Below are 25,066 nucleotides of genomic sequence, written 5' to 3' on the forward strand. Positions count from 1 at the left end.
CGCCAACGCATGTGCAAGGCCTGAGCATCCGTCAATCGGCAGGAAGATCCTGCTCCAGTCCGTAGGTGTCGTTTTCGTCCTCAGTGATGGTGTACCAGGTGCAATACGTCTGACGGCTTAAATCCCCACGCGCATTCAGCGTATGAGTGGCGCGCCCTAACGCGTCATAAAACACTTGATCGCTGTAACCGCTCACGCGCAACGACGCATCGTTTATATAGCGATGGTGATTCGCGAAGTAAGGGCGATAGTTGCGAATGGCCAGCCCTTTGTTGTTGTACTCCACCCGGCTGCTGACTCGCCAGCGGGTTTCGCTGTACTCACTGACCGGCTTGCCGTCCGTGTCAACGTTTAGCGCGCCGTTGTCATTTACGCTATAGGCCATGCCCCCCGGCGCCAATTGCTTGGTTTGCAAGCTGCGTCCAAACCCATCGCTGCAGGTCAGGCTGATCCTAATGAGCGCCTCCTCAGGCTCCGTCGCGGACGGGTAACGATCGGCTTGCAACACCACGGCATGCACAGGTTCGCGTCGCGCGCGCTGAATCAGTTCACTTAACTGCCGCTGGCTCTCATCGCCCAGGTTCAGCGTGGCCTGACGTGCCCTGGCGCGAATATGCCCGCTGGGCAGGACATACCCCTGGGCCACCCATTCAGGACGCAGGGCCGGCACAGCGATCTGCCCCATCCAACTGAAGGGGGTATAGAAGCTGGCGCTGGCGGCTTTGTTAAGCGCTGCTTGAGGGGATTTGATCGCGCTGTCAGGGCTGTCATCCGCTGGTCGACGGTATTGCGACAACGGCGCAAACCCCACCGGCACGCCTTGCTCCTGACCAAAATAGCTACTGACCTGCAAGTGCCCGAAAGCGTCATAACGGGCGTGCTGCTCCGTGCCCTGGGGATCGGTGACGCGTACTGGCAGCTGCAACCGGTAGTCATACACCGCGCGGGTGGTGCAGCCATCGGCGGTTTGAACCTTGGCAATGTGGCAGTAATACGGATCGTGCTCCAACGTGGTGACGCCATGGCTTTCGGTAGGCCGCACACTGCGTGCCCGGTAAAAACCTTGAGCCGAGCGGTACTGCGTAAGGTTTTTTTTGATCGACCACAGGCTGATCGGGGCCGCACTGTCCGGCAAGAACGCTGAGGCTGGATGATAGTGAGCCGCCGTCAGGGCCTGGGTCAGATTAAATGGCTCGGCACCCGGCAAATCGGGCAGATTCTCATACGCCTTTAGGGCCTGTTCATCCAGCTCGGCAGTTTCGGTGTGGTCCGGTAATGCCAGAAAATCTGCCGTACCCAAGGGATAGGGCGAAGCTGTTTGCACGTCTTGGTAATACTGCGTCGACAACCCGCCCAGTGTCCGTTGTGCATCTGCGCCCAACGGACTTTGGGCGCTTTGATCGATAAACCGCTCGTAGCTGATCCGCTCAGGGGCCAATGTGTGGGCTGTGGTGCCTTTTGCCAACACCAGTGCATTGGCGCGCTGGCGATAGGGCAGGTGCAACCGCCAGCGTTGCGGCTGATCAAGGTGTATGTACTGAGCCCGCGACTCTGTCAGGTAATACGTCTGCTGCGCCGGATCGTGGGTGTCCTGCCACCACTGGATGTGATGAGGCTCGCTGAACGGCGGACTGTCTTGAGGGGTTTTACGACGGGCGTAATGCACGGTGACGCTATGCGTCAACCCGCCAAACGTGTCCCAGCGCAAATTGAGGGTGTGCTGGCAGCCCGGGTCCTCGGGTTCGCGCTCATACCGGTAGCTGATGGACTCCAGCAACAAGGGCAACACCGACGACCGCCCATTGACCTGACGCACCAGAAACCGGTTCTGACTGACTGAATACGGCACGGCAGTAGGCGCCGGATCGCGGGCCGCAAAAATTTCCTGGCGCATCAGCGAACCACTGAGGGCGTAATTGATGTCCTGGCGGTGAGCGGGCGTCACCGCCTCAGCGATCAACGTATCGTCGGTGTCACCCGGCTGTAGGCGACTGATAAGCGTGTAGCCCAACGGCTGAGCGCGGGTATCGAGGTTGAAATAGTCGCGCCGCAGCATGTCGGTGGCCTTGCCCGTGTGAAACCAGCTTTTGCGCAGCAATGTTTGCGTGTGGCGGTTGTCCGGTGTGTCACTGCCCGACACCTCTGTATCCGTCTCCAGCAAAAAGCCAAACCCCTGAAACTTGCGCTCCACGCTGTTATAGAAACCTTCTCGGTACTTCACCTGCTGGGTCAGGCGATTACCGCTGATGGCGTCCGTCTGCTGTTGCCGGGTCACCAAATGCAACGCAAACGGGACGCCGCAAATGGCAGGTCGACGCTCCAGGGCGCGCTGGTGCTTTTCATCCAGCCACTCTTGGGCACTGCTGCGGTAAGTGAGTGAGCCGCTGGCGCCCATGTTGTTGTCGGTACTGACCAACAAATACGGTTTGGCCTGGACAAAGTCATAGCGCCAATGAGGCGGCGTCGCGTGCGGCATCGTCACGATCAGGCTCGAACAGCCCAATCCCTGAAGGTCGGCGGTGCTGACCGTGCATGAACGGTCATAGCGAAGGTTTTGTGGCCACGGTAACTGAGTGGGCGAAGGCGCGAGGCCCGTGCCGAACAAGTTCATGAAAATCAATGCGTGCTCGGACTGAAGGTACAGCACATCGGTCGCGCCGGAGCCGTCCAGATCCGCAAGCAATACCCGTGAGGCGTCAAATTCGGCATAACTGAAGGGCAGGGTGGCAAACACAAACCCTTTGCCGAAACGGCCGTTGCCCAAATTCGGCCAGCACTTGATTTCATGGTGACGAATGCGGATCAAATGCTGCTGCCCGCTGCCCAGAATATCGCTGAAGGCCACCACCTCCGTACCGGGGGAGCGGCTCAGCACAGGCAACCCATCATCGTCGTCCGCGTCATGCGCCACATCCTGCCCCGGCTCAAAACCGTCCTCAGGCTGATTGATATACAACCGGACACTCCGAGGGCCGATCAAGGACAGGTCGGGCACGCCATTGCCCATCAAGTCTGCCAACTGCCCCTGGGGGTGAAAGAACTCTGTCGGCAGCGCCGCGAACGGCGCAAAACTCGACCAGCGCCGACGGGCGTTTAGCGTAAAAAATCCGCCCAGGGCGGGCTGCGCAATGATCCACTCCAACTGCCCATCGCCATTGAGGTCAGCCAGGGTTTGGCGCAGCGATTCGCGATCAGTGGCCACCGGCATCTCCGGTAACGTTTGCAGAGGCCCATAAGACACCGCATCGGTGGTGAGCCCGGCAGGGTCCCTTACAGGTTCGCGGTAGTGCCAAAGCCTGTCCTGGCTGTACAGAACGCCCGGCATGCCATCGCAATACAAATCCACCAATTGATAGTGCTGCCCGTCGCCCGGGCCCTGTAACGCGTCGAAGGCCGCGTACTGGGCTGGCGTGTTTGAAAGCGTAAACGGGCTGTAGCTGAATTCGACAGGTGGCCAATGACTGGCCACCCCCGACGCATCAAAGGCCTGACTGTGAACAGCATTGAGAAAACTGCCTCGGTGTTCGCTGGTCCCGTATTCAAGCAATAAGCGACGCACCAACACGGGCTCGGACCCCATGGCTGTTTCATCGGGGAAGTAATGAAACATCAGGATTTGCTGGCACAGCCGCCGGCTGCCCAGCTCAAAGCCATACGCGTAGTTAAAGTAAGGGTCGGGGCGCTCCTGCCAGACTGCGCGTTCGGCATAACTCGGGGTTTGAGTCAGGTCGGTGGTGCGCTCGCCATAATCAAACAGCAGCTCAAAGTGCCACTGAAGAGGTGCCAGGGACGGCGCAGTCCATAACGCCAGATGGGTACGGGGTTGGCGGTTGCCATAACACACACGTTGGAGATAACGCTGGGCACTGAAATCACGCACCGGGGCCGTGTCCGCAGTGATCTGCTCTTGCTTGTATTGGTAGTAAATCTGCTCACCTGAGGGGGTCAGGCTTTCTTCCAGCAGCCACTGTGCGACGTGGTGTGGCGTGTGAGGATCAGCGCAGCGTGCGCCAGGGGTTTTACCGAATACATGTAGATTGCCATCAGCACTGTGTATCAGCCAGAACCCGGCGGGGTCAGCGCTGCACGTCCAGTGTTCAACCCGGTCGAAGGTTGATTCCACCCGTGGAAAATAGCGCGTCACGCGATACGCCGTGTCGAGTGGCAAACCGTTGAACTGTTGAATGGTGGTGGTCTGAATCACCCCCTGCTGATTTTTTTCGGCGCGCAGCTCCATGCCCGAAGGCCCGAGAAACTCATCCGCGGCCGTATACCGTGGTACTCCGGTCTGGGTGTTACGCCGGATGCTGCCGGGAGAGGCGGCCCAACCGATGCCAAACGGGCCATTACCCAGCGCGCTGCTGTAATTCAAGCTCAATGAAGGGGTAAAACCGCGCCCCGGTGAAATGGGCAGGGGGACACTGAAAGACGACTCGCCTGTCATGCCGAGAGCCCCCCACCCGGTGCCGATACTCTGGATGGCGCCACCGCCCTTGGGCAGCGACGGTGTAAAAGCGTCTGCCACAGTGTGCTCGGGAGGGGTCGTCATGCCTGTGCTCCTGCGCTTTTGGCAACATAACGCACATGAATGATGATGTCCGTCAGTGAGTTCAACATCGCTTGCTGGGCACTCGGGTTAGGGAACGAAAGCCTCCACCCTGAGACGGCACCGGTGAATTCGAAGGGCAGGTATCGATCTCCGCCATCAAAGTTCAGGGTAAATAACCCGCTGTCGTTCAACCCCGTCGACAGGGCGATTTGTTCATTGATGCGATGGCTTGAGTATTCGAACTCGCCTTTATCCGGCGTATGAATCGTGTGATGGGTTTGCGTCAGCGTGGCGCGAATATCTTCATAAGGGCTCAGCGTTGCAGGCAGTGTCACGCTGATACTTTTGATGCGTCGCAGATAGTGTTCCGGGTAATCGGCATCGAACAACGCCTTAGTCAGTTCAAACTCAACAATCCCTGTTTTTTTCAGGGACGCACTGAGTTCCTCCCAGGCAGCATTGCGCGTGGCGTTAGGGTCTTTGGCTTTCAACTGTCTGAGGGAAATGGTTTTGGTGATTTCCATTGGCCTTGCATGGTTGTGAAAGTAGGCCGCTTGCATGTTGATGAGGCTGAGTTTGAGCCCTTCACCCGCACTTAGCCCGCTGCGATGACTGTTCCACTGCGAGGCATGCACAAACGTGCGATCCGACTCCGCGCGCTCGTAATGCCAACAGGCCTGAGCGTCCAGGCACAAGGAAAGGGCCATGTCGTAGGCTTGCAAATAGAACGACGAAAACTGCGTATTGAGCCATTGATAGAGTTGCGACGTGGTGAATCGTTTTTCCAGCAGATCAAACATCAACCTTGCCTGCCTGAGCGCCGTTTCTGCCGACGCGTATTGCAGTCGACTGCTGTTCGCCTGCTCACGCTGGACGCGCAGTTGAGCCTTCACTTGCGCCAGTTCGAGACGCGACTGAGCCAATGTGTGCTCCCACTCCTGAGTGCGGCGATTGAATGCCTCATTACGATCGAGGTGAGTGGCATTGGCACGCTTTTCATTGGCGAGCAATTGCACGCCTGCCTGTGCCGCGTAGAACGCCCCCTCAAGCCGCCAACCGCCTGTTGAGGTGCCAAAAATGTTGGGGGCCAGCATGGCCAGGCCGGCAGCACCTTGCAGGCCATATGCCACACTTTCCAGCGCGGCACTGGCCTGCAGTTCCTGGGTAGCCTGCTGTTCGTTGGGGCTGACGCCGTCTTTAATCAGACGTTCCAGGTGCGCTATTCGTCCTTCTACAATTTCTTGACCCGCCTGCAAGGCCGCTTCATTTTTTTCATCAATGATCAGACTCTGCGCTTGCTGCTCCAGCGACAAGCCTGCCATCTGCCACACCTGCTGCTGTTGCAACTCAACCTGTTCGGCTTGTGCCTTGCGTTCAATAATCGACAGCAAGGTGCTGCCTAGCTGCACAACGTTGTCTACGGCTGCCATCGCCAAGGCATGCATCACCTGAAACTTGTAATGCCCGGCATGCGCCGGTTGTCGACGGGCGGAAACAGCGTCTCCCGGTATGCGCTGGCTGGCATACAGGCTCAAGAGGTGTTGAGGCGAAGCAGGGGTGGCGTACAGCGATACCCGTAGTGGCTTGCCGGTGATGTCCAAGTGCTGACGCAGATTGTGCAAACGCGCTTCTACTTTGTCCCAGCGCGCCAGTAACGTGCTGTTCAGCGGCACACACAGATACTGCGAGTCGTTAGCCCGGTGGGAACGTTGTGCGGCGCGCAGGTGGTTCGAGACCAGCGGCAACCCCGAGTCCGGTCGCAAGGCCTTGCGTTCATTGACGCGCAGGTGATCATCGGTTTGCGTGGTGAAGGTATCAAGACCAATGGACGTCCATGGATCCATAAGGCGCAGGGTCGGTTTAGCCCCGAGCAGGGATTTGGCACGTACATACCACAGTTTGGCTTCGTTCAAACTCTCGGGTGTTGCCTGGCGATACGCCGCGTCGCCCCGATTAACCAGGATATCGACATACAACGCATACAATGCACGCCGAAAATGAATGGGGGCACTGAGTGCGATTTGATTGGGGTCTTGAGGGTTATCAAGGACATAACTCATTTCCGTATGGCCAGCGGTTAATACGGATAAAACCCAATAGTCGGACGCGGAGGACGCACCTTTGGATTTGCGGCTTGGATCAAATAGATAATTAAGCCATGCCTCGGCCTCGCCATAACGTTGTTCAAGGTTCAAGCGATGGGCAATAAGCCAGGGAAGGTAGAGAAATAACTCCCAATGGTACTTGCCGACGGCGCCATGAAAGTCGAGCGGTTGATGGCCGGTTGCACCTGTCAGCGGCGGCTCGCGGTGCGTATGTGATAAAGCGAAGAGGGTATCCATGCCGGCAGAGGCTGCCGGTATGAGCTTGTCACCCAGCGTTGTATTAAGGCGGATAGGCGCGCGCGGTAGTGTGACGGCCCCATTGGAGAGAGCAATCGTAGAACCGCTAAAGTTGATGAATTCAGCGATGCCCCGTGTGTACGATTCCTGGCGATCGATGAAGGGGGCCATCGGAATGTCGGCCACATTGTTCTCGTTTAAGGTGATTTCATACGCTTTGAGCGCATAGCCCAAAATCGTGAAGCGCATGTCATCTATGTTCTGCTCCCTGATCAGCACCCCATGAATAATGGGGATTTTTTTTGCATGGCTGATGTAGTCGTTGAGGCGCTCAGCCGTTAAGCCAAGTGACGCGCTGAAGGTCTGGCCTGCAATGAGTTCCGGTGTGCCACCTTCAAGATTACGCCGCAATACTTGGCTATCGCCCACCAAGTGAGTGTTTGAAATATGAATATTAACCGGGTACTGAACGACCTGATCTTTATCGTGAGCGTCCAGGGTCATAATGACTTGCTTATACACCCGTTCCAGACGCGACAACTTAACCTTCTCCAGCAACAGTTCGCGGCTGTCGATTGCTGTGTCAGTACTTCGCGATACGGCGTTGACCGCTAACTTCGCAGAATAGGTGGTGTCCGGGGTTTGAAATAAATAATCGAACACCTCGGTAGACAGACTAAAACCCTTGAGGTTATACATTTCTGAAAATAACGTCTGGCCAAAGGGTTTGACGATTAAGCCCTCGCTGTCGAGCGGCTTGTTAGCGTGCTGAATAAAATCACGAAACACCGTGCCCGTCTTATTGCACGTTAATTCGAGACTTAAAATATCGTGGAGCAGGCGCGACGGTTGTGGGTGGTGCAAGTTCAGGTAGGAATCACTGTCCAAGGCGATGGTTGCGCCTCCCGCCCGCGTTCTCCACAGGACGGTGAATTTTAAGAAGAACCAGTATTCGCTTTGCTGGACGACCAATTCAACACTTTTGAATGATGGGAAGTGCCTGTCGACGGCCGATGTGATTTCCAGGCTGGAGGTGGTTTTATTAAACGTGGCTTTCACCGGTGCCTGAGCATCAGCAATATTCTTTTGAGTCCCTTGAAAATCCCATCTGTCAGTGCCGGGGTGGTGCGCTGTCGGATTATCGATTTTTATATCGACCGTATTAATACTGGGAGCTTTGAATCCGAAACGGCGCTGATTATGTTTTGCAAAAATATCCAGGTAGCGCGAGGCTTGTTGCGCAATGTTATTGGGAAATATGACCAACTCACTTGTTAAGGAATACGTTGATTGCAGGTGGTGAACATTGAGTTGATTATCGAGACGTACGGCATGGGAGAAGCTGAACTTACTGCGCGTCAACGTTGAGGTGGCGTCTGAACGACCGGGAGCAGTAGCCGTCAGCCCAAAATACAGCGAGGCAGGAGATGTATGCGGATCCACCACCGCAACCGTTGTGACGGTGGCATTCAACGCATCCCCTGATAATTCATTAAGCTCTTTATGGATCGCATACTCGTCGATGCACACGTGCGGACAGCTCCAGCTGCCATCAATTTTCAAGTACGCATAATGCAGGCGCATGCGCACGTAACGCTTCATGAAGTGCCGTAAATGCTCAGGGTTGAAAATGTCCAGGTTCGCAGGTGAGGTCGAAGGCCCGTCGTGCCCCACTGGAGGCTGCGTGCACTGCGCCCAGACAACAAATAGACGATCATTGAAGTAAACGGGGCGAATACTTTGCACCGGAATATCAAAAGAAGCGGGAATAGGGATTTTTCTCCAGTCCGTCCACGCTGTAGGCACTGAATAACTGGCAGGAAGCGTCGGGTGAGCGTCCGTGAGCGGCAACGCACTTTGCTTGGCCATATCCAGCGTCCGCCAATAAAAGGTATTTTCTCCATTGGACTTGCCGACCAGGTAATAATGGCTGTCCGCCATGGCCTTGGACGATCCATCAATATAACCATTGATGACCTGCAACTGAGCGACCTCTTCTACGCGACCTAAATAGCGGTTGACCGCAGAGCGAATATGATCAGGTTGCAAGTTAGGCTGATTAATATCATTTTCAAGTTGCTGAAAACTTTCTGTTTTGTCCAGCCGGAGCACAGGATTGAGAAAGTTAGAAGGGAAGTAGCGCAATTGTTGATGCGCGTGCCAAACCGAGTAACTGTGCAAGTTAGTTTCCCAACGCATGCGCTGGGACGGTGTCATGGCGAGCAGGTCGTAACCCGGTTCGAAGCCTGACGCAATGCTGTTGATGTATTGCTGCAGGCTGCCAATAGCACTCGCCACCCGACTGGTGATCACTGACTGACTGACTTGCACATCCAGTAACCAATAGCCGTATAAATCATCCAGTGATGCACGCGGTGCATGCTGAGCAGCGGGGTCATGGCTGTGCAGCGGATTAAACGCATGCAGATAAAACGCCAACATGGCGTCGCGTAATTGTTCGTTGAGCTGCTGACTGATGAGGGGAGTCATGATAATTCCTTGTGCGACACGCTAATGGATACAGACAACTCAGGCATGAACCGCCATGACGGCTTCACCCACCTGCGTCCATTGAGGGCCCGGGATATGAGAGTTGAGATTGGTAACAGTCAATAAAACAGACGCAGACAAGCCGGTACGCAGGCAGGCGCGGTGGCAGCGGGCAACCCAATCCAGTTGGGTAATGGATTGAACGCGGGTATACGCAGTATTTTTCAGCAAAGCCGTTATTTCGCTCGCGCTCCAGCCCAATAAGCCGCTGAGGTTCACAATCAACTCGGCTTCATTGTCCGCACTCTTGTCATTCACCCGCTTTAAATAATTTAACAGGTCGGACTCATTTAAGCGGTAATGAACCAGCAGGGACTGAAACTGCTGCAATAAGTACAGGGTATTCAAGGACAGCTTCAGAAAATTTTCAGCGCCATTACTGGAGTCGAGCCAGTGCGGATGCAGCACAAAGGTTTGCAACGCGTCCGAACGCACGCTCAAGGCTAATAAACTGCTCGCGTTCGGCGCCACTAACACATTGTGTTTAAGGGCTTTTTTGCTGTCTTTTTGCCCCAGCGCAACCGCCATGCTCTGAATGGCGTTTTTAATCCTTTTATCAATGATCAACGAAGACTCTATCGTGGTTGAATGCTCACTGAACGTGCTGACCAGCTGTTTATTCCAGGGCAATAACTGCGTGTAAGCGGAGGTTAAATAAGGCGAAAGGATTGAAGTGATTCGCTCGACTACCTTGTCTTGATCTTTATCCTGATTCAGGGGAGTGAGATAACTCTTGACGGACTTTTTCAGCATTTTATGCAGCCGTTCAAGATCTGCAGTTTCAGGCAGCACTGGGTAGGTCTTCAGAATTGTTTTAATCAGCACATGACTTTTAGTGAATCTCAGTTTTTTTTAACTCTTCTTCCTCTCCCTGAGACAGCGTAGGGAATGATTCGTCGGGCAACGCGTATGTTTCCAGCGCACTCAAGTGTTCTATAAATGGTTGTAGGTAGGCATGGGCGCCATTTTCTGCCTCTACGGCGTCCAGTAACAGTTGACGACGCACTGTCTGAAGCGATGTGCCGGCGTCACTGAACCACTGGACGGCCCAATCCATTTGCATGAGCACATCCAGGAAATCAGCGGGCGCATTACTTCCACTTGCCCGCAATGAGGGAGAAACCAGTTGCTTGATATAATCAGTGCCGCCCAATAACTCGGCCAGCTGATACATGTCCAGCACAGAAAGTCCGAACAATCGCGCCAGACGGGCCTGTCGATAGAAACTACTGAACGTCGCGAGGTCTTTTTTCGGCGTCAAATACTGTTGTATACGCTGGGACATGGCGCCGAATGAAGTGGGGGTATTGAGAACACCTAAACTGGCGCAGACCTTATGTACAGCGATTAAATCCGAGTCGTCACGCGCATCAAGTTTGAAGAGGCTGCCGTCCAATGTCAGCGCATCATTGAACAGACGGTCACTGTTATAGACCCGGTCATACAAGGCAGGTGCCTGCCCGACACGATGCACCGACAGGTGATGCACCATGGCTGAAAACTCCTCAACGGACACGGTGTAACGCTGGCTCAAATATCGGTAAACGCCCAAGGCCCGAAGCGTATTGTCGTTTATGGTAAAGGTGTTTACTTCAGCACCGGCACTTGCTACACAGTGCACGAAGGTTTTGATTTCCGTGTAAGGGATGTTCGTCCAGCGTTGCAAACGAATAATGCGCTGCAATCGATCAAGTTGTTCAACATTAACAAAATCAATAACCGGTGCGGTGTCCTTGTCTTTGATATCTATCCCCACCCTGGCGGGCACTGCTGTCAAAGGCGTTACAACATGCGGCGAGAGCAGGGGGGGTAAAGTTACCCAAACAGAACAGCGCCTGCATGTGTTCGTCGTCAAGTTCTGTTTGCGCCATAAAATGGGGAAGCGATTTTAATAATTCAAACTCACTTCCCAAACACGTTCTTGCCAATCTGTTTCTTCCCTGGGGCGTATCGTCATTGGCCATCTCTGCCGTGATCAACGATTGCTGCTGCGGACTAAGCGCTGCCAGTAATCGTTGGGCTTCATAGCTTTCCTGCTGAACTTTTCCATACACGGTGCTTGGTTGTTGACTGAGGGGAAGGGTCAGACTAATTGCATAGCTCAACTCACCCAACATGGGTTTATCCCCCCCCAACCCCAACAAACATTGTTGATGGGAAAGAGAGAAGGGTAATTGCAGCGGGTAATACTGCTCCGCCAGCGCCTCTTCAACGACGTCACTTCTGTACACGTCTTTATTGTCAATAAGGTGTTTGCGGATATCGCCATGCAGCAATTCGTTCACAAGGTTCAGCAACGGAACTTGCTCATTCACCGCCTGTGCATCAACCGTCATGCTCATCAATGAGGGGCGGCGTTGGGCCAAGCGTGTCTTCGGCAATTGACCCTTGCCGGTATTCTCCAGCTCCCGGGCAAACATATAGAGTGCGCGAAGGTAGGCCGCTGGCGAATCGATTGCAGCTAACGATTCAGGTGTGCAGACATTATTCCAATCTTGAGGGAACAATGACGTATAGGTAGCGCCATGTTGTGACGCCGTGGCAGCAGCACGTTGGGCTCGTTCTTCGTCTGAGAGTAAATCGCGTTGTTCACGATGGAGAAACTCCAGTTGCACAACATGGCTGAGCGCCTGGTCGTATATCTGACCCGATTCTTTCTCGCCAATATCATTCAAGACTTCGGCGAACTCCATCTTGGAAAGTCGGACAACGTCGAAAATTGAAAGCAGGTTGGCGCCTGCCATTTTGGCCTTAAAGCGTTCCTTGCTGCTGGCTGAGAGACCTGGAATTCCCGCGAGTGAAAGCAGTAAATCCGTAGGCTGATTATGGGGAGTAGCGTCGGTCGTATCTGACATATCAATAAATTCCAGGAGGCTCTGCGGGGGATCCACAGCGCGACCTGAAGCTAACATCGACGTTTAAAGCGCTCGGTCAGACAGCACCGTTCTGATTCCTCAGACTGATCGTTAATTAAGTAAGGGTTTCAATGAAGCTGTCAGCACCGTGTAAGGCGCAGCAGAAGGATCGTGGAGTGCTAATCACCGGACCCGGGCAAGAAACCTGCACAGCGGAAAGACTTCCTGATACGTGATTTAACATAATATACATTATGCGAACCTAAGTATTGGGGTGTCAGGGTCAGTGGAGGCTGCTTTTGAACAGGCAGATAAGCATTTCAGGTGCTGGAAACCAACGTTGGATTTTCGCCTGCCAATCCACTGCCGCTGGTTGCCCAATGATCAACTTAATAAAATGGTCTTCTTCACGATGACACGCTGGCCGTTGAAAATTTTGCAGCCTACTAGATCGCAGTGCTTCAAACCTTCGATCAACCGTGCGACGCTTATAACCCTCAGACGTCCAGCTCAACTTTGGTCGTCGAAACCTTTCAATTACAAGGGTGAGTTACTCATGAAATACAGCCTGACATTCATGCATCCCAATGCCCATGATTCACGGGAATCTGATTTCTACACATTGGAAATCGATGCTCAGTCAGCACCTCAAAGCCTCAGTGATTTCAATGGAGGAACAGCTAAGGCTTACGCTGGTTACCAGACTTCCGATGATAAGTTCATCATCAAAGCCGACCCGCACAATGACGATACTATCGAGCTATGGGGGCACAACACACCGGTATGGAATGTTTGGCAAAACACGAGCAACCTGAATCTTGGCGGCAAAGTCATAGTTAACGAGTCCGGAAAACACTATTCATCCATAGAAGCAAAGATCACCAGGCGCAGCTGGTAGCCTTCATGCTTATATATGAAAGAATTTTCGCAGACGCGAAAGGTATAAGGAGCGTTTAGTTCTCCCTCGCCCGAGAAAATAACTTAAAAATATAACTAAACTAAATGTCTGTTTAGTTTAGTTATATTTATGGCGGAGGAATTTACTGCCTCCACCACCCTTACACACGCCACACAACGCAGCGCTCAATACGTATAACCTAGCTATCCGCACGCCTCAAGAATGCGAAGATCCATCGTCGGTCAATTGCTTTGGTCCCGCGATCAGCCAGGCCAGTAACCCCAGCAACGGGACGAAAATCAATACTGCAACCCACATGCAACGGCTGTTCACGTTGGCACCGCTCTTGAGGACGCTCTTGATTGCCCACAACTCCAACAGGAGAACGACGACTGCCAATGCCACCCAGATGTATTCAATTTGCATGCTTAACCTCCCAAGTTGTTGTGCATTAGGCGGCTGATGCGCATGAGGGTTCATTAAATTCACGTTGAGCGTGTGCTCACAGGATGAAGCGATCTGTGGCGTTACGGCGCTCGTTGTCATCACGCATGTCGTAACTGACGGTGGTTGCGATGTTGGCGTGGTGCGCCAGTTTTTGTGCAATGGATACGTCGTACTCCTCAATCACACGGGTAATGAAGGAGCGACGGAAGTCGTGGGGCATGATGTTGACCCCTACTTGCTTGCCGCGCTGTTTGGCAATGTAGTAGATCGCGTGCTTGGTAATGCGCTCGCGGGTGATGTGGTTGCCGCGACGAATGCGGTTGAACAGGAAGTCGTCGTCACTTACGCCTTCCGGCAAATGTGCGCGACGAAACGCCAACCATGCTTCGAGTTTTTCAAACGCCCAGGCCGGTGCGAATTTGATCAACTCCTTGTTACCTTTGCCCATCACTTGCAAGCTGCGCTCGGCCACATTGATCTGGCTCAGGTCCATGTTCACGGACTCTGATTTGCGCATCCCGGAGCCGTACAAAATGGCAATGATCGCTGCATCGCGTAACCCTTGCGGGCGCGGATCGGCAGCACAAACGTCCATCAACTCGCGAATCAACGTACGGCGCAAGTTACGCCCTTTACTCAGGCGTGTGCCCCCGCCCGCCTTCACTGCCCGGATTTTCAGCAGATGATCCTGTGTGATCAGGCTTTGTTGCCACGCCTGATTCATCACCCCGCGGATAGCATTGACGTACAGCGAAGAAGTGTTTGGCGCATAACCATCGGCGCGCAGCGCAGCAACGAGCGCGGTGATATGCCCAGGCTGCAAATGGTGCCAGGGGAACTCGTCAATGGTGACGTCTTCAACACCCAAACGGTCCGCCGCATCTTGCAACACATAGCGCATGGTTTGCCGGCTGGACGGTGCCAGGCGCTCAAGGTAGAGCACCACGGGTGCTTGAACATCATGTAGAGGGCTAACGTTAACCAACGGTGTTACGGGTTCGGAAGTCGACAAAACCAATCTCGATACGGTTTGAAACAAGCCCGCAATATACCGCATCGACAGCGTTTTTCTGACCCGGTGTCTCGCCGATTAAAATCCCCGCGCCAACAGGGCTGCCACACCCAGCAGCAGGATGGCAGTGACTCTCTGTACGATGCGCTGGCGTTCCGGGCTTCGCAGGACCTGACGAATACGCTGTCCGAAATAGCAATACAGGCACCCGCTGGCGAATTGCAGCAACAAGAAGGCTAACCCGAGTGCGGCCACGTCGAGCACCCGAATTTCGCCCCCCTGCCCTGCAAATTGCGGAAATACTGCACTGAACATGACGATGGTTTTCGGATTCGAAAAGCCGGTCAGCAGGCCTTTGCCGAAACGGTCCGCAAACCCGCTGGCCAATGGTGCATGCGCGTCGTGCAGTGAAACCCCGTGACTGGTCCATTGCCGATACGCCAGATACAGCAAATAAGCGACGCCGATGTATTGAATCGCACGCGTTATTAACACATTGCCCTTAACCAGTTCTGCAAACCCCACGGCGAAAATCAACATCGACACCAGATACGCGGCACTGGCGCCCAACTGTACTGGCATAGAGCGCTTGAGCCCCTCCTGCATGCCAAACCCCATCAACAACAGGGTCATGGGGCCGGGGCTGAACGTCATGGTCGCGCAAAAAACCAAAAAATAGGCAAACGAAGTCAAGGTCAATTGAGTAGCCATACAGCGTTTTTCACCCTTAAACACATTGCCCGAACGTGTGCGGGCGGTCAGGCAGTGTGTGCAATCGCCAGCGCTGAGGACAGGTAAAGCCGAGGCGAACATTACCGGTCTTTACTGGTAGCATGACCGGCTAAGTTCGAGGCCGTTATGTCCATTTCCCGTATCGAATTCCAACCCGGCACTTCCAAAGTGCAGCAAATTGTTAGCGCACTGACCCAGGCCATCGATGAAGGATTGCTAAGCCCCGGTAGCAAGTTGCCATCTGTGCGCGAAATGACACTCGTGTTGGGCGTCAGCAAATTCACCCTGATCGAGGCGCTGGATCGCCTGCGCGGACAAGCACGCATCACCTCCAGCCAGGGCCTAGGGTATTTTGTAGCGTCCAGGCCGATGACCGCCGCCACGGCGCCTGTTGACCTGTTACCCAACGATCTGACCAGCGTCCTGCGACGCTCACTGATCGGCGCCAGCGCAGCCTTGCGACCCGGCGGCGGGCACTTGCCTGAACAATGGCTTGAGGCCAGCACGCTGCGCGCCAGTCTGCGCGCCGTCAGCCGCTCCCCGCTGCTGCGGTTAACAGGTTACGGCGACCCCGCGGGTTATCTGCCACTGCGCCAGGCGTTGCAGCGAAAGCTGGCAGCACAGGGGCTGGACGTTGCGCTTGAACAGATCACCACCACCAGTAATACGGTGCAGGCGCTCGACATGGTGTTGCGCTTGCGCCTGCGGCCGGGTGATACCGTGTTGTTGGACACGCCCTGCTACTTCAACTTCCACGCCAATCTGGCGTTACACGGGGTTTGTGTTGTCACACTGGAACGCACGGCTCAGGGGTTGGATGTGCAGGCACTGGAAGCGCTGCTGGGGACACACCGACCAAGCGTCTACCTGACCACCAGCGTATTGCAAAACCCCACCGGCCATTCGTTTACACCCGCTCAGGCTTACGAACTGCTGGAACTGACCAAACGTTACAACTGCCACATCATCGAGGATGATCTGTATGGCGATTTGCATCCCGAGCCGCCGCCGCGCTTGTCGACATTGGCGGGGTTAGACCACGTGACATACCTCAGCGGTTTCTCCAAAACCCTCAGCGCCAATTTGCGGGTCAGTTTTGTTGTGACCTCACCGCAAATGGCTGCCAACCTCACGCACATGAAGTTGATGTGTGGCGGCATTACCTGCGAAATGCTGGAACAGACGCTGTATTCGATGCTCGCGGATGGCAGTTACCACAAACACCGAAAGCGGATTGTGCACCGACTGATGAGCGCCGGGGCGCGGGTTGCAGCAGGGTTGCAACAGGTGGGAATGAGCCTGAGTGTGCCCTACACGGGCGGGCTGTTTATCTGGGCCACGTTGCCGCCAGGTTTGGATGCCGAAAGGCTCGCCCAGGCAGGGCTCAAGCAAGACCTGGTACTCGCCCCCGGAACGTTGTTCGGTTATGGGCCGCAGCTGACACGCTGCCTGCGCTTCAACGTGGCCCATACCGACGACCCGCAGGTCATGGCCGCCGTGCAATCGGTGCTATTCACCGCAGATTGAGCGGATCGACCAGCCCTGCAGCGATCGCCATGCCCACCAGATCAGGTAAATGGTGCGCCTGCATGCGCTTCATCACCCGTGACCGATACAGATCGATGGTCTTGACGCTCACGGCCAGCAGCTCGGCGATTTCGCGGGTCGTATAGCCCTTGACCAACGGCATCAACACATCACGCTCCCTGGGGGTCAGGCTGTTGAGGCGCGCTTGCACGTCGCTCAACGCCTGACTGGCGCCCTGTTGCGGAGTACGGGCATTCAACGCTTGCTGCACGCTATCGAGTAGCAACTGCTCGTTGTAGGGTTTCTCGATGAAATCATGGGCACCTGCCTTGAACGCACGCACCACAATCGGCACGTCAGCATGACCGCTGACAAAAATCACTGGCATCGTGATGCCGCGTTCCCTGAGGGCTTGCTGCACATGCAGTCCGCCCATGGACGGCATGCGCACATCCAGCAACACGCACGCGTTCAGGCTCGGGTCGCAGGCCTGCAAAAACGCGTGCCCACTGGTGAACGGCACCGCGTGCAGGCCGACCGATTCCAGCAGCCAGACGGTGGAATCGAGCATGCCCTGATCGTCATCGACCACATACACCATGGGCTGCATTGAAGTTGTCATTGCTCAGTCACTCTCTTGTTTTTGTTCGGGTGGCTGGGCCGCCCCCATCAACGGCAAGTTACAACACATCAACAGGCCGTGAGGTTGCGGATGCGCTTCAAGCTCCCCACCCAAGCCCTCGATGATACTGCGGCTCATGGACAAGCCCAGGCCAAGGCCGTCGGCCTTGCTGGTGTGAAACGGGGTAAATAAGTGCTGCAACTGCGCCTCACTGACCCCCGGCCCCTGATCAAGCACGCTGATTTGCAAACGTGAGGCCCCTAAAGGTTGTGCCTGCAAGCGGATGCACGAAGGCTCTGTGGGACGACGCTCGCCATTGGCGTCGATGGCATTACGCAGCAGGTTGAGCAGCACTTGCTCCAGCAGAACCTGGTCGGCATACACCCGCGGCAAATCAGCCGGTATTTCTTGCTCAATCGTCACCTTGCGGGCGCTGGCTTCCCAGGCACACAAGCTGACAGCCCGGCGCATCACCTCACTGACATCCAGTGCCTGCACGTTACGTCGACCTTTACGCAAAAAACTGCGCAAGCGCTTAATCACTTCGCAAGCATGGTTGGCATGCAGGGTGATGCGCTCCAGCCCTTGCGCAACCCGTTCAGCGGCTTGCGGATTACTGTTCAACGCGTGCAAATAACGCTGACTGGCACTCGCATAATTGACCACGGCGGCCAACGGCTGATTGATCTCGTGGGCGATGCCGGACGCCAACTCGCCCAGTGTCACCAAGCGTGCCGTATGCGCCATTTCTTCTTGGTGCTGACGCTGCTGGGCTTCGCGCAACTCACGCTCGCGCATGTCACGGGCCACCAATGAAAAGAAGCGCTCCCCGGCAGTTGAGCGGTGCGCCAGTAACAGCAGCGATACCGGCACGGAAGGGTCGTCATTCAAAGGCAGCAAACGCGTTTCAGTGCTCCACAGGCCCTCCTGCTCAGCGCGGCTCCAACCCATAGCATCGAGCTGCAACACATCTTGCCGACTCAAGAATGCACTCAGCGCAGGCATCCCGGCCGAGGGCGCCAGCCCCAAAATTCGGCGTGCCGCCGGGTTGAGGTAGGACACCCCGCCCTGCGGGTCGATGAACAGCACAGGGTCCGGATTGGCCTCAACCACCTCGGCCAGGCGTCGCTTGTTCTCTTCGGCCTGAACCCTGGCGGTGATATCACGGGACACGCTGACGACTTCCACCACCGCACCGGTATAGGTTTCACGAATGGCCCGGCTCGCAGTTTCAAACCATAGGTAATGCCCGCCCTGATGGCGAATGCGGTAGGTCATGGTGTAGTAACCGTCTGCGTGCAAAGCATCCCGTGCCTGATGAATCACGTCCGACAAATCGTCAGGGTGAAACAGGCGTTGCGCCCGGGTCCCGCGCAGGACTTCGGGCCAATAACCAAGCAGCGTCCACGAGGCTGGCGAGGCATCCAGAAAGCGCCCGTCGGGGGTATGACGCGAAATCAGGTCGGTGGTGTTTTCAGTGATCAACCGGTACAAGCGCCTTGCTTTGGCGGCCTCCCGTTCGGCCATCCATTCCTGACTGGCCTCCCGACCACGCGCCAGCACACAGTGGCTGGCCATGTCCGGAATCAGCGTCCACAGCCATACGTGTTCCTGGCATTGGGCTTCCACGTGTTCAATCGCCCGCTGTTGTTGCAGGCACGCGCGCACCAGCTCGGGCAGATTATTGGGCAGCCAGGCGCGTACCTGCTCCCGTGGTGCACCCGCCAGCAAGGCGTCCAGCGCCGGGTTGACGGTGAGCGGCGAGCCCTCTGCGTCGAGGATCACAGAAGGTTGCGGATCATGCAGCATGAGCGACACAGGCATAGGATTCCCTGAACACCATCTATATAGAATAACTACTATATTGCTTAGGTATTACTTCCATATCAAACCCGGAGTGGGCTATAAATCGTGCCGGACATCAAACTGACCCACTCGCCACTGGCAGAGCGGGCAGCCATAGAGCTAACAATCAGCCACCGGAATGACCCATATGTCGATTTTTGAGCAAGGCCTCGGGCCTGCCGCTGTCAATCATACTGCCCTCTCCCCGCTCGGCTTCATCGAACGCACTGCCAGCGTCTACCCCCACTACCCTGCCGTGATCCATGGTTCGATTCGTCGTACCTGGTCGCAGACGTACAGCCGTTGCCGACGTCTGGCCTGTGCATTGGCCGGGCGCGGTATTGGCAAGAACGATACCGTGGCCGTGATGCTGCCCAATATTCCGGCGATGCTGGAAGCCCACTTTGCCGTGCCCATGATCGGCGCCGTGCTCAATGCACTGAATGTACGCCTTGACGCGGAAGCCATCGCCTTCATGCTGGCCCATGGCGAAGCCAAGGTACTGATCGCCGACCGGGAATTCCATGACGTGGTGCATGCCGCCGTGGCCATGCTCGATCACCCGCCGCTGGTCATTGATGTCGATGACCCGGAATACGGCGAGGGCCAGCCGGTCAGCGCGCTGGATTACGAAGCGCTGCTGGCTGAGGGCGACCCGGATTACGCCTGGCAATGGCCCGACAACGAATGGGACGCCATCGCCCTCAATTACACTTCCGGCACCACTGGCAATCCCAAGGGCGTGGTGTATCACCATCGCGGCGCGTATTTGAGCTCGCTGGGCAACCAGATGATCTGGGCTATGGGCAACCACCCCGTGTATTTGTGGACCTTGCCGATGTTCCATTGCAACGGTTGGTGCTACCCGTGGGTCATTACGGCTTTGGCGGGCGTGCATGTGTTCCTGCGCCGGGTGGACCCGCAAAAAATCCTCACCCTGATTCGCGAGCACCAAGTTACCCACCTCAGCGGCGCCCCTATTGTGCTCAATGCATTGGTGAACATGCCGGAATCGGCCAAGGCGGCTATCGATCACCCCGTGCACGCGTTGGTGGCCGGTGCGGCGCCGCCTGCCAAAGTGATCGGCGCCGTCGAAGAAATGGGCATCAAAGTCACCCACGTGTACGGCCTGACTGAAGTCTATGGGCCGGTGACCATCTGCGCTTGGCATGACACGTGGGATGAGCAGCCCCTGGCAGAGCGTGCCCAAATCAAGTCGCGCCAGGGGGTGCGTTACCCGACCCTCGAAGGGCTGATGGTGGCCGACCCGAAAACCCTCGAGCCAACACCGCGCGATGGCGAAACGATGGGCGAGATTTTCATGCGCGGCAACACCGTCATGAAGGGCTACCTGAAAAACCCCAGCGCCACAGCCGAAGCCTTTGAGGGTGGCTGGTTCCATACCGGCGACCTGGCGGTGTGCCACCCGGACGGCTATGTTGAAATCCGGGACCGCTTGAAGGACATCATTATTTCCGGGGGTGAAAACATCTCCACCATCGAAGTCGAGGGCGTGTTGTATCGCCACCCCGGCGTGATGGAAGCTGCCGTGGTGGCGCGCCCGGATGAGAAATGGGGGGAAACCCCGTGTGCATTTATCACCCTCAAGGCCGATCATGGCCATGTGCGCGAAGCGGACATTATGGGCTTTTGCCGTGAACACCTGGCGGGGTTCAAGGTGCCGCGTACCGTCATCTTCACCCTGTTGCCGAAGACGTCCACGGGTAAAGTCCAGAAGTACGTGCTGCGTGACATGGCCAAAGCCCTTTAGTCAGGCGCAGATCGCTTCCATTCCATGAGCTGCAACGAGGTTTCGTGATGCCTGAATTCAATGCTCCACTGCGCGACATGCGCTTTGTACTGCACGAAGTATTTGACGCCCCTGCCCTATGGGCACGTTTGCCTGCGCTGGCTGACCACGTCGATGCCGACACGGCGGACGCGATTCTTGAAGAAGCCGCCAAAGTCACCGGCCAATTGATCGCGCCGCTCAATCGCAGCGGCGATGAAGAAGGCGCCCAATGGCACGCTGGCAACGTCACCACACCGAGCGGATTCAAAGCCGCCTACAGCATGTACATAGAAGGTGGCTGGGTGGGGTTGTCCGGCAACCCGGAATTTGGCGGCCTGGGCATGCCAAAAATGCTCGCCGTACAATTTGAAGAAATGCTCTACGCCGCCAACTCCAGCTTTGCGCTGTACTCGGCGCTCAGCGCCGGCGCGTGCCTGGCCATTGACGCCCATGCCACTCAATCCCTGAAAAACATCTACCTGCCGCCGATGTACGAAGGCCGCTGGGCGGGCTCCATGTGCCTGACCGAGGCCCATGCCGGTACTGACTTGGGCATCATCCGTACCCGCGCCGAGCCACAACCAGACGGCAGCTTCCTCATCAGCGGCAGCAAGATCTTCATCACCGGCGGCGATCAGGACCTGACCGAAAACATCGTGCACCTGGTGCTGGCCAAGCTGCCGGACGCGCCCCCGGGCCCCAAGGGCATCTCGTTATTCCTGGTGCCCAAAATACGGGTCAATGACGATGGCAGCCTCGGGGATGCTAACGCCGTCACTTGCGGCTCGATCGAACACAAGATGGGCATCAAAGCCTCTTCCACCTGCGTGATGAACTTCGATGGCGCAACGGGCTGGTTGATCGGTGAGGCCAACAAAGGCCTGGCCGCGATGTTCACCATGATGAATTACGAGCGCCTGTCGATAGGTATTCAAGGCATCGGCTGTGCCGAAACGTCTTATCAGAATGCCCGCACTTACGCCCGTGAGCGCCTGCAAAGTCGCGCTCCCACTGGCAAAACGGCGCCTGACAAAGTGGCCGACCCGATTATCGTCCACCCGGACGTACGGCGCATGCTGCTGAGCATGAAGGCCATGACCGAGGGCGGCCGGGCTTTTGCCAGCTATGTAGGTCAGCAACTGGACCTGTCCAAGTTTTCGGATGACCCACAGGAACAGGAGCAAGCCAGCGCATTGGTGGCGTTACTCACCCCCGTCGCCAAAGCGTTTTTCACGGACACCGGGCTCGACAGCTGCGTACTCGGCCAGCAAGTGTTCGGCGGTCACGGCTATATCCGTGAATGGGGACAGGAACAGTTAGTGCGTGATGTGCGAATTGCACAAATTTATGAAGGCACCAACGGCATTCAGGCGCTGGATTTGCTCGGGCGCAAAGTGGTCGCCAACGGCGGTGCAGCCTTGCGGTTGTTCACTGGCCAGATTCGACAGTTCGCCAGCCTGCCCGGCAAGCCTTATGGCCCCGAACTGACCGACGCGGTGCTGCGCCTTGAAGACGTGACCGATTGGCTTCTGACTCGGGCCGCGAGTAACCCCAACGAAATCGGGGCGGCGTCGGTGGAGTATCTGCACCTGTTCGGTTATGTGGCCTACGCCTGGCTGTGGGCGCGCATGGCCGACGTGGCCCAAACGTCCATGGACGCCGATCCACCGTTCTACCGTGCCAAACAGGCAACCGCACGGTTTTACTTCACCCGCTTGCTGCCGCGCATCTTAAGCCTGGAGCAATCGATACGCGCGGGAAGCGAACCTCTGTTTGAGCTAGACGCTGCCAGTTTCTGACCCAAAAAAACGGCGGCCTGTTCAAGGCCGCCGTCAGTGGTTCAGAGGCTCACTTCATCCAAGTAAAGCACCTCTCGGTGCTCGACCAAATCGGCCGCGGCGGCGGCCATTTTCTGGTAATGATCAGTTTTTTGGTGAAAATCAATCGCGGCCTGATCTGTCCAGCCCTCCATAAACACAAACCGTTGCGGATCTGCCCGGTCGACATGCAGGTGATAGAACAGGCAGCCTGGCTCGTTGCGTGAATCCGGTACGCAGGCCAGCAGCGCATTTTTCAGGGCTTCACCCTTGCCTGGCTTGGCCAGCAGAATGGCAACCACTTTGATGGCATTGGACATGTCAGATTCCTGTCAATTCATTGGGCGTGCTGAGCGGGGTTCAACCGCTTTAGTTCATCGACGATTTTATCTTTCACTTTAAGCCGTTTATCTTTGAGCAGGATCAATGTGTCGTCGGAAGTGCCAATGGCCTCATTCTTTTCGGCCTCAAGCACATGCACATCGGCTTCCTCATACTTTTTGATCAACGCTGCAAGATGAGGGTCTTGCGCCTGCAACTTTTGCACGTGTTCTTTGGTATGTCCCAGGTCTTGATACAAATCATGTTTAACCGGCATAGCTCAGTACCTCATGTAAGTTGCAGTAGGAAAGCAGGCTCACTGTATCAGCCTGCCCGTCAGCTCTCATGTCCTCTAAGCAATAGCACGCTGTGCCTCACACAGAAAGCCGCGTGATGACATTCTGCTTAGGGGCATTGCGCTTGAACCAAGGCAAACCGGCCCAGCACACCGCCTGACGCGGGAAAGCCTCTATTGGGCTCCTGCGCACGACGCAAGTTCACACCCTGTGCCTCATGGTTTTTTACCCGCTCAATTCCAACCGGGCTGACAGTCCAGACCATCCCTAATCGTCAATTAAATGACTGATGTTTCTCTGACAGCAATTTATTGACGAAAGTTGTTCTAAATCATGAGCAATGCCCATTTTCCGGTGATAGGATGCATTCCTTTCCGCCGTGCCTGAAAGATTATTTCTAATTCCGTGCACGATTTATTTACAGGGATGTGTACGAATAATCGTCTACGCTGATTGTTAAACGGATACGCCATTTGTTTGACACCAAAGAGTGTCCGCCCGATGCGTTTTCACCGAACGTAGAGGCATGGCAGTACCTGAAAACAGTGCGCATTTTTATTTGTACGCTTACATGGGGGGCGTATCGCTTGGCTCTAATTACCTTGGCCATTCGAGGGTTGCTGGATCAACAAATCGCGCTGCGTACGGGCGGGTTGTACTGGGTGACTGTCGATCAAGCACCTGACGCAAAAATTCTGGCCCGCCAGTTTATTGAGGCGCTGCCAGTCCAGAGCCCTTCATCGTTGATTTCCAGCGCCAACACCCCGCAAAGCATCATCAGCGATCTGGCGCCCGACCGCGGCCCGACCAAGCTCAAGCTGTTTGAGATTGCGCCAAACGACATCGCTCAGGCCCTGGCCACCTTGACCCGTGAGTTGAATCGCGCAGGCATCAGCCCTGCCTGCCAGATTGTACTGGTGGCGCCCGCCAGCAGTTGGGGCAACAAGGTCGCAGCGCATCGTCTGGGCCAATGGCTCAAACGCCTGCGTACCTGGCTGGTCGAGCGTCAGGCCACCTTATTGGTCATCGCCCATGGCGACGCCCAACCGTTGCACAGCGAACTGTTGCAGTTCAACGAAACGTTATCGGGGCTCTGTGTAGTGGTCAACTAATCCCGGACACGACGTTAAGTTTTTTCTCGGCCTGAGCCGGCGTTAGCCCGCCATTAAATTGATGAGGCCGTATCCAGTTGTAGCGATGCATCAAATAATGACTGATGTCTCGTTGTGCCTGCTGAACCGACATATAACCCACTGAAGGTATCCACTCGGTTTTCAAGCTGCGAAATACTCGCTCCATCGGTGAGTTGTCGTAACAATTGCCCCGGCGACTCATGCTCTGGCTGATGCGGTACCGCCACAGACGCTGACGGAAGTGGCGACTTCCATATTGGGCGGATTCAACTGGTCGTCGCAACACCTTGATCGAGGTGTTTATGGGACGATCCGCAGGATGGATGCA

18 protein-coding genes are annotated in these 25,066 nt (G+C 55.8%); 5 read left to right on the forward strand and 13 right to left on the reverse strand.

Going from position 1 to position 25,066, the window contains the following annotated elements; translation table 11 throughout:
* Positions 1 to 31 precede the first annotated feature (31 nt).
* Genes CJF39_RS11635 through CJF39_RS11655 form a run of 5 tightly spaced genes read right to left on the reverse strand, consistent with a single transcriptional unit; the run spans position 32 to position 12,296 of the window.
* A complete protein-coding gene (locus tag CJF39_RS11635) occupies positions 32 to 4,549 on the reverse strand; it encodes a SpvB/TcaC N-terminal domain-containing protein (protein ID WP_094993563.1) in 4,518 nt (1,505 codons plus the stop codon).
* The gene (locus CJF39_RS11640; protein ID WP_094993564.1) at positions 4,546 to 9,381 is read right to left on the reverse strand and encodes a neuraminidase-like domain-containing protein; all 4,836 of its coding nucleotides are present in this window, start codon (positions 9,379 to 9,381) and stop codon (positions 4,546 to 4,548) included. Before CJF39_RS11640 ends, CJF39_RS11635 begins: the two co-directional genes overlap by 4 nt.
* 39 nt (positions 9,382 to 9,420) lie before the next feature.
* Complete coding sequence (locus CJF39_RS11645) at positions 9,421 to 10,266, reverse strand: hypothetical protein (RefSeq protein ID WP_094993565.1); 846 nt, start codon at positions 10,264 to 10,266, stop codon at positions 9,421 to 9,423.
* A gap of 7 nt (positions 10,267 to 10,273) precedes the next feature.
* Complete coding sequence (locus tag CJF39_RS11650) at positions 10,274 to 11,197, reverse strand: hypothetical protein (RefSeq protein ID WP_141232182.1); 924 nt, start codon at positions 11,195 to 11,197, stop codon at positions 10,274 to 10,276.
* Positions 11,154 to 12,296 carry a Tc toxin subunit A gene (locus tag CJF39_RS11655; RefSeq protein WP_170942674.1) on the reverse strand — a complete coding sequence of 381 codons (1,143 nt, stop codon included), beginning with the start codon at positions 12,294 to 12,296 and terminating at the stop codon, positions 11,154 to 11,156. Before CJF39_RS11655 ends, CJF39_RS11650 begins: the two co-directional genes overlap by 44 nt.
* A gap of 340 nt (positions 12,297 to 12,636) precedes the next feature.
* Between CJF39_RS11655 and CJF39_RS11660 the strand changes: the two genes are divergently transcribed.
* Positions 12,637 to 13,194, forward strand: coding sequence for a hypothetical protein (locus tag CJF39_RS11660; protein WP_141232183.1), 558 nt, complete (start codon positions 12,637 to 12,639; stop codon positions 13,192 to 13,194).
* Positions 13,195 to 13,410: 216 nt separating this feature from the next.
* Here CJF39_RS11660 and CJF39_RS11665 read toward each other — a convergent pair whose 3' ends face one another.
* The 3 genes from CJF39_RS11665 to CJF39_RS11675 form a co-directional block, all read right to left on the reverse strand.
* Positions 13,411 to 13,620 carry a PLD nuclease N-terminal domain-containing protein gene (locus CJF39_RS11665; RefSeq protein ID WP_094993569.1) on the reverse strand — a complete coding sequence of 70 codons (210 nt, stop codon included), beginning with the start codon at positions 13,618 to 13,620 and terminating at the stop codon, positions 13,411 to 13,413.
* A gap of 76 nt (positions 13,621 to 13,696) precedes the next feature.
* Positions 13,697 to 14,542, reverse strand: coding sequence for a site-specific integrase (locus CJF39_RS11670; protein WP_249275354.1), 846 nt, complete (start codon positions 14,540 to 14,542; stop codon positions 13,697 to 13,699).
* Positions 14,543 to 14,731: 189 nt separating this feature from the next.
* Positions 14,732 to 15,364 carry a LysE family translocator gene (locus tag CJF39_RS11675; RefSeq protein ID WP_094993582.1) on the reverse strand — a complete coding sequence of 211 codons (633 nt, stop codon included), beginning with the start codon at positions 15,362 to 15,364 and terminating at the stop codon, positions 14,732 to 14,734.
* 147 nt (positions 15,365 to 15,511) lie between these two features.
* Between CJF39_RS11675 and CJF39_RS11680 the strand changes: the two genes are divergently transcribed.
* Positions 15,512 to 16,912, forward strand: a complete 1,401-nt coding sequence (locus CJF39_RS11680; RefSeq protein WP_094993570.1) for a PLP-dependent aminotransferase family protein — start codon at positions 15,512 to 15,514, stop codon at positions 16,910 to 16,912.
* On the opposite strand, the gene CJF39_RS11685 is transcribed toward CJF39_RS11680, so the two are convergent.
* Both CJF39_RS11685 and CJF39_RS11690 read right to left on the reverse strand, forming a co-directional pair.
* Positions 16,899 to 17,534, reverse strand: a complete 636-nt coding sequence (locus CJF39_RS11685) for a response regulator transcription factor (RefSeq protein ID WP_094993571.1) — start codon at positions 17,532 to 17,534, stop codon at positions 16,899 to 16,901. The two genes, CJF39_RS11680 and CJF39_RS11685, sit on opposite strands and share 14 nt — an antisense overlap.
* A 3-nt stretch (positions 17,535 to 17,537) precedes the next feature.
* Positions 17,538 to 19,358, reverse strand: a complete 1,821-nt coding sequence (locus CJF39_RS11690) for a PAS domain-containing sensor histidine kinase (RefSeq protein ID WP_094993572.1) — start codon at positions 19,356 to 19,358, stop codon at positions 17,538 to 17,540.
* Between the two features lie 169 nt (positions 19,359 to 19,527).
* On the opposite strand from CJF39_RS11690, the gene CJF39_RS11695 reads away from it, so the two are divergent.
* Together CJF39_RS11695 and CJF39_RS11700 are read left to right on the forward strand one after the other, a co-directional pair.
* Positions 19,528 to 21,150 carry an acyl-CoA synthetase gene (locus CJF39_RS11695; RefSeq protein ID WP_094993573.1) on the forward strand — a complete coding sequence of 541 codons (1,623 nt, stop codon included), beginning with the start codon at positions 19,528 to 19,530 and terminating at the stop codon, positions 21,148 to 21,150.
* Positions 21,151 to 21,197: 47 nt separating this feature from the next.
* Positions 21,198 to 22,970 (forward strand): acyl-CoA dehydrogenase C-terminal domain-containing protein, encoded by a 1,773-nt coding sequence (locus tag CJF39_RS11700; RefSeq protein ID WP_094993574.1) that lies wholly within the window; start codon positions 21,198 to 21,200, stop codon positions 22,968 to 22,970.
* 41 nt (positions 22,971 to 23,011) lie between these two features.
* Here CJF39_RS11700 and CJF39_RS11705 read toward each other — a convergent pair whose 3' ends face one another.
* Both CJF39_RS11705 and CJF39_RS11710 read right to left on the reverse strand, forming a co-directional pair.
* Entirely contained in the window at positions 23,012 to 23,308 is a 297-nt protein-coding gene (locus tag CJF39_RS11705) for a putative quinol monooxygenase (protein WP_094993575.1), read from the reverse strand.
* A gap of 17 nt (positions 23,309 to 23,325) precedes the next feature.
* Positions 23,326 to 23,586 (reverse strand): DUF465 domain-containing protein, encoded by a 261-nt coding sequence (locus tag CJF39_RS11710; protein WP_094993576.1) that lies wholly within the window; start codon positions 23,584 to 23,586, stop codon positions 23,326 to 23,328.
* A 606-nt stretch (positions 23,587 to 24,192) separates the two neighbouring features.
* On the opposite strand from CJF39_RS11710, the gene CJF39_RS11715 reads away from it, so the two are divergent.
* A complete protein-coding gene (locus CJF39_RS11715) occupies positions 24,193 to 24,717 on the forward strand; it encodes a BcsE family c-di-GMP-binding protein (protein WP_141232184.1) in 525 nt (174 codons plus the stop codon).
* On the opposite strand, the gene CJF39_RS11720 is transcribed toward CJF39_RS11715, so the two are convergent.
* On the reverse strand, positions 24,710 to 25,066 hold a 357-nt coding region (locus CJF39_RS11720; RefSeq protein ID WP_249275353.1), incomplete at its 5' end, for an integrase core domain-containing protein. The genes CJF39_RS11715 and CJF39_RS11720 overlap by 8 nt on opposite strands.

The sequence above is a fragment of the Pseudomonas lundensis genome (assembly GCF_002269125.1).
GTDB lineage: Bacteria > Pseudomonadota > Gammaproteobacteria > Pseudomonadales > Pseudomonadaceae > Aquipseudomonas > Aquipseudomonas lundensis_A.